The organism is Actinospica durhamensis, from assembly GCF_018139695.1.
In the GTDB taxonomy this organism is placed as follows: domain Bacteria; phylum Actinomycetota; class Actinomycetes; order Streptomycetales; family Catenulisporaceae; genus Actinospica; species Actinospica durhamensis.
Genome location: NZ_JAGSOG010000396.1, coordinates 1 through 5,894 on the forward strand (window position 1 = coordinate 1; position 5,894 = coordinate 5,894).

The 5,894-nt window shown below is 70.9% G+C and carries 5 protein-coding genes and 1 pseudogene; 5 read left to right on the plus strand and 1 reads right to left on the minus strand.

The genetic code is table 11. The features are described 5' to 3' along the window. Nucleotides 1-631: 631 nt before the first annotated feature. The 5 genes and pseudogenes from KDL01_RS38435 to KDL01_RS38450 all read left to right on the plus strand — a co-directional run bounded on the left by KDL01_RS38435 (nucleotide 632) and on the right by KDL01_RS38450 (nucleotide 3,890). Nucleotides 632-1,648 carry a hypothetical protein gene (locus KDL01_RS38435; protein ID WP_212533648.1) on the plus strand — a complete coding sequence of 339 codons (1,017 nt, stop codon included), beginning with the start codon at nucleotides 632-634 and terminating at the stop codon, nucleotides 1,646-1,648. Between the two features lie 161 nt (nucleotides 1,649-1,809). Next, nucleotides 1,810-2,247: a DUF6325 family protein gene (locus tag KDL01_RS38440; protein WP_212533649.1), complete on the plus strand. Its 438-nt coding sequence runs from the start codon at nucleotides 1,810-1,812 to the stop codon at nucleotides 2,245-2,247. Nucleotides 2,248-2,297: 50 nt separating this feature from the next. Then, nucleotides 2,298-2,603 (plus strand): SHOCT domain-containing protein, encoded by a 306-nt coding sequence (locus KDL01_RS38445; RefSeq protein ID WP_246577583.1) that lies wholly within the window; start codon nucleotides 2,298-2,300, stop codon nucleotides 2,601-2,603. A gap of 26 nt (nucleotides 2,604-2,629) precedes the next feature. After that, nucleotides 2,630-2,772, plus strand: a pseudogene (locus tag KDL01_RS46275) (hypothetical protein); the annotation flags it as partial. Nucleotides 2,773-3,068: 296 nt separating this feature from the next. After that, nucleotides 3,069-3,890, plus strand: coding sequence for a hypothetical protein (locus KDL01_RS38450; protein WP_212533651.1), 822 nt, complete (start codon nucleotides 3,069-3,071; stop codon nucleotides 3,888-3,890). A 123-nt stretch (nucleotides 3,891-4,013) separates the two neighbouring features. Here KDL01_RS38450 and KDL01_RS38455 read toward each other — a convergent pair whose 3' ends face one another. Continuing rightward, complete coding sequence (locus tag KDL01_RS38455; RefSeq protein ID WP_307846779.1) at nucleotides 4,014-5,312, minus strand: class I SAM-dependent methyltransferase; 1,299 nt, start codon at nucleotides 5,310-5,312, stop codon at nucleotides 4,014-4,016. Nucleotides 5,313-5,894: the final 582 nt, after the last annotated feature.

Below are 5,894 nucleotides of genomic sequence, written 5' to 3' on the forward strand. Positions count from 1 at the left end.
GGGGACGAGTGGGCGGCCGGGCCCGAGGTGCGGGCGGCGGCGGACGGCCGCTTCGAGGCCGGGCTCGCATCCGGCCGCGGGGATCCGGCGGTCGCGGAAGCGGGCGGTGCGGCGATGTCGGCGGCAGCACCGCTCGGCTTCTTCATCATGCCCAGGCCGATTGCGCAGCCGGCAGCGAGCACCAGGGCGGCCGATGCGCACCGTCCGACCCCGTGTCCGTCGACGCCCTTCGCGCGGCAGCATCGGCGTCGCGGCCGGAGTCACCGCAACCGCATTCATCTGCGGCGTACTCGTGTTCGGCACCGACACCGCCCAGCACGCCTCCGCGGCCCCAGCCCTGCCCGACGCCGCCGCGATAAGCACTCCCGACGCCGTCTCGAGTCCGTCCCGGGCCAACGCGTCGCCCGCGCGTTCATCGCTCTCGCCGAGATCCCCTCTCGCCTCGCCCACCGCCGCGGCGCCCACCCGCCACGCCGCGATGTCAGCCAGGCCGCCCGCCGCGGCCCCCGGCAGCACGGCAGGTGCGCGCAGACTCCGGCCAAGTCGACTGCCGTGACCACATCCACTCCCGCGCCCTCGCCCTCTCCGCTGCCCGGCTACCGCGCAGCAAGCTTCACCTTCGCGCTCAACAGTGTGCCGTACGCCTCCGGAACCCGCTGGATCACGCCGGAGACGACCATGTATTTCGCCGACGGCGTGCTCACCTTCAGCCGTACCGCCACCGGCGCCGTCCTGGACTCTTCTGGCCACCCGCCGTCTGCCCACGCCGACCTGGGACTGCCGAGCCCTCTCCGAGCGGCTGCGCCTGCCCGCCGGCTCCATACTCGAACCGATCCCGGCCGGCGCCTGGATCCGGCCCGAGTCCGCCGAGCAGGACCTCGCGCCCCTGCGCGCGCGGCTGATCAACCAGCTCCACCCGGACCCGCAAGCCCCGCACCTCGTCATCGGCGCACCCGGGGCCGAGCCGGTACCGGCCACCGATGTGCGCACGCTGTTCGCCCGGCTACCCGAATCGACGCGTCGACGAGCCCTCTTCGACCTGCTGCAGTGTTTCGAAGACCAGCCCGGCGAGCCCGGCCAGGTGCTCGCCGACGTACTCAAGACGCGCATCGCGGCCGACGAGGGGGTCCTCCTAGCCGTTCCGGGCCCGGACGGAGTCGAGGAACGGACCCTGACGGCGAACGGCCAGCTGCGCTGGAGCCCGTTCGCCACCCACTTCGCCTACCAGCCCCGGCCGCCGGAGGGCGAAGCCACCGCGCCCTTCCCGGCCCGCTACCGGGCCCCGTTCGACGGCCTGATCGAGATCGGTCCCGGCCAGTACCGGCTCGGCTCCTACGCAGTGCTCGAACTCACCCGCAGCGGCCTGTGGTTGCGGCCGCCGACCCCGGATCCGGCCACCCGCCAAGCCCGCGCCGTCCCCCGGGATCCCTCCTCGGCCAAGCTCCTGTTCAGCGCCTCGAACGCGGACGAAGCCGCGCTGCTGGCGCAACTGGCCCGCGAAGCGCACGGCCGGCTGACGAGCGACGCGCGGCAGGCATCGCGCATCCTGCCCTTCCCACCCGCCGGCCGGCTACCCGGTCGGCCGACCGGCAAGCCCGACGCCGAAGCCGTCGACGCCGCCCCCGTTCCCGCGGTCCCTGTGAACTGAACCCGGATCCACCGGATCGGATCCGGGAGGCTGATCTCCTGCCGGCGCTCGGAGCAGTCCTTATGGGCAAGCGTCCCTCGCGCAGCGCACCCGAGGTGCCGGGGCCGGGTGCCGGACCGAGGATGGCGGTGAGCGACCGCATCGAGAAGGAGTGAGACGCCATGGCATTGGACGCCGCGAGTATCGGGCCGGTCGAGTACGCGCTGGTCGCCTTTCCGGGAAACCGGTTCAACGGCGAGATCGCGCCCGCACTGGCCCAGGCCGTGGGGTCGGGCGCGATCCGGATCATCGATCTGGTGTTCGTGGTGAAGAACGCGGACGGCTCGGTCGAGTCGTTGGAGATCGACGCGCTCCCGGCCGAGACCGTGGCAGCCTTCGACCATCTCGACGGCGAGATCAGCGGACTGCTCAGCGAGCAGGACATCGGGCTGCTCGCGGCGGATCTGGAGCCGGGCAGTTCGGCGGCGCTTCTGGTGTGGGAGGCAGCGTGGGCCGCCCACCTGGCCACGGCCGTTCGCGAGTCGGGCGGAGAGCTGCTTGCGCGCGAGACGCTCCCCCGCGAAACGGTTCTGCAGGCGCTGGCGGCTCTGCCCGCCTGACGGTGTGTCGGCACAATGGAAAGGGTTGATGAAGGATGTTGCGTCGCCCCATGGTGGCACGTGCCGGACGACCCGGGCTGCTCGGTACGGCCGCCCGGACCGCGGTGGTGGCCGGGACCGCGACTGCGGTGAGCGGCCGGGTCCGGGCGAGACAGGACGCGCGGTACGCCGAGAACGACCAGGCCGCCTACCAGCAGCAGCCGGCGCCCGCCCCCGCGCCGCAGGCCGCCCAGCCGACCGGAGGGGTCAGCGACGAGGCGCTGGCCAAGCTCGAGCGACTGGCGCAGCTCCAGCAGCAGGGCGTGCTCACCGAGGAGGAGTTCGCCGCGCAGAAGGCTCAGATCCTCGGGCAGTGAACGCAGCCGGGCGGGGGTCTGCGCGGGACGCGGAACGCGGGTTCCCCGGTACCGCCGACCACGCGCAGATCAGGCGGCAGACGGCCGGGTGGTGTGGGACCCGGATGCCTACACCTTCGCGGACGGCTCCTGCCCGGGCAGCGCGCACCCGAGCCTGTGGCGCCAATCCGGCGGCAGCCCGGGCAAGCGATCTCCGGCGTACGAAGGCGCTCTGACCTGCACCGATGTCGACTTTTCGGCGAATCACTTCTCTTACGCTCTCGCACTGGGTAAGTTGTGTGCGCCACGCGTACGGTCGCGTTAAGTCCGCGTGCGCGAACGGTCTGTTGTGGCCATTGCCTTGGGGGGCGAGAGAGCATGCGGATACGGACGAAAATGCACACGGACAGCGCATCGGGCCGCTGTACATCACTGTGGCGACGCCTCGGTCGTGCGAAATGGCATGGCGCCCTCGCGTTCGGGCGCGTGTACTGGGGCAACGACGCCTGGCCGGTCAACAACCGCGGCCGGCGCCGGGCGCTGCGCCGGGCACGGGCCTGCCACCCGGCACCGTCGTTTCCGGCGGCGCAGGTGGGCGCGCGACTGGACCGTCTCGGCTACGCCCTGCTCGACCCCGGCTATCCGGCCGGCCTTGTCGACGCCATCAGGGCCGGATACGACAAAGTCATCGACGAGGCCGCCGACACGGCCGACATGGGCCCGATCATTCCCGAGGCCGTGCGCTACGTCATCGATCCCGTGTCGAAGGTACCCCTCCTCAGGCAGCTGATCACTCCGCAGCTCACTGAGATACTTAACGCCTTCTACGGCGGATGTTGGCGCATCGAACACGTCCGCATGTGGCGGATCGGGCATCTGACCGAGGAACAGCGACGGGTGCACCACTACGGAAACCTCTGGCACTGCGACCAACACCCGACCACGTGCCTGAAGCTGTTCGTCCAGATCACCGAAGACGTGACCGAGCAGACCGGCGCGTTCCGCCTCCTCGACATCCCGGACACCCGCCGGATCATGCGCTCCGGCTATCTCGGCACCGGCCGCTCCACCGGCTTCGCCGCCCGGATGCTGCAGGATGCCCGGAAGGCGGTGTGCTTCACGGCGCCCGCGGGCCACGTCGCCCTGTGCAACACCACCCGCTGCCTGCACCGGGCCGGCATCCCCCCGGAGGGCACCACACGCGGGATGGTTCAGTTCACCTTCCGCGAGAGCACGCAGCTCCATGGCATCGACCCCTTCGCAGGCATAGGCCCGGATCCGGGCGTAGGCAGAGGCAAACACGCCTGAGAAACCCGCCCCCGGCCGCGCAGGGAGCCGACACGCCGTCATGGCCACGCCGAGAACGCGAGTGACCGGACTTGCCCGGGGTGGCCGACGGGCAAGCTCAGGTCGGGGAACAGACAGGCGCCGTCACGGCAGGGCGCGTTCGAGGGTGTATTGGTGCACGTCGAGGTACCCGCTGGCGAACCCGGCCTGGCTGTAGAGGAGGTAGAGCCGCCAGGTGCGTTCGAAGGTCGGGTCGAATCCGAGGTCTCCGAGGTGGCGGGCGTAGCGGGTCAGTCGCTCGTGCCACAGGCGGAGGGTCTCGGCGTAGTGGGGTCCGAACGCCATGTCGTCCACGACGCGCAGTCCCGCACGGCCGGCGTTCTCCTCGATCGCCCGGGCTGAGGGGATCAATCCGCCGGGGAAGATGTACTTCGTGATCCAGGTCTGCGTCGCGGCGCTCGCGCTCATCCGCGCGTGCGGCATGGTGATCGATTGCAGACCGATCCGGCCGCCGGGAGCCAGCAGCCTGCCCAGGGCCGCGAAATAGCCCGGCCACTGCTCACGCCCGATCGCCTCGATCATCTCCACGCTCAAGACCGCGTCGTAGCTGCCCTCGACGTCCCGGTAGTCGAGCAGTTGTGGGGTCACCTTCGAGGACAGTCCGGCCTCAGCGGCCAGATGCTCCGTGTACGCACGCTGGTTGGCGGACAAGGTGACGGTGCGCACCTGCGCGCCCCGGGCCGCCGCCCGCACGGCGAGGCTGCCCCAGCCGGTGCCGATCTCCAGCACACGGCTGCCCGGACCGACGCCGGCCGCATCGAGCAGCCGGTCGATCTTGCGATTCTGGGCGACGGTGAGCAACCCGTCACCCGCGATCGGTCTCCGGCTCTCGTCCTCGGCGAACAGCGCGCTGGAATACGTCATCGTCGCGTCGAGGAAGAGTGCGAACAATTCGTCTGACAGGTCGTAGTGCCGGGCGATGTTCGAACGCGCTCCGCGTCGCGTGTTGCGCTCCTCGTGAGGTCTGCGGATCCGGCACACCGCACGCAGATTCCGCAAAGGCGCGGGTATCAGATCAGCCATGTGCGCGGCGAGGACGGTGAGCAAGGCGGGCAGTTCGTCGGTGTCCCAGTCGCCGGCTTGATAGGACTCGCCGAACCCGATCAGCCCGCGCGCGCCCAGACGTCGGAAGAAGTCCGCCTCGTTCCGCAGGTGCATCGTCGGGCTCTCCCCGTCGCCCGCGCCGAGAACGGTTCCGGTCGCGGAGACGATGCGCACCGGCAGGTTCCGCACCGCGTGCGCGATGAGCAGGGCGGCCACCCGTGCACGCAGGCGCCCGCGCGGAGCGCGGTACACGTCGGGCCACCGTTCACGCTCGATGGGCGAGACCTCCGGTCGGTGCACGGGGTCGGTACCGAGCGGTGGGTCGGATACGGCTGCCACGGTGCTCCCTCATCTCATCGATCCCGCTTCAGACTGGGGAGCGGCGCCCGCACCCCGTTCCTCGGCGGCTGTGGTTGAAGTTCGGAGCCGCGGCGCTGCCGGACTGGTGCGGATTCCGCGCCGTTCACGGCCGGCGGTGAACAGCGGGGACGACGGGGGCGGCCTGGTTCTCCGGCCTCGTCGGGGCTTCTGGATTTCCCGCATGACGCCGACTTCGAGGCTGTGCGGTGGTTCGAGCGCGACGGCGAATGCCAACAGCGCCGCGGTGGCCCGCAACTGGTCGACTTCCTCCCTGCACGCGCCACAGGCGGCGAGATGGATCCTCATGGCCGAGCGTTCAGCCGAGTCGACGGCGTCGCACACATACGGACCGATCAGGTGGTGCGTGTCGGGCGACTCTGCCACAGAGCCGGTGTCGACGGCGCCGCGGCGCGGCCGGGCCAATCCGGCCGCTTCCCTCTCTGACAGCCTCGGCTGAGACACCCGGTTTATCGGGTTAGTCTAGATGGGCGAGACAGGAGCACCCCCGGCATGGCCAGCACGACCGATCACGAGCACGACCCGGCGCCGCGCCCGAAGCGT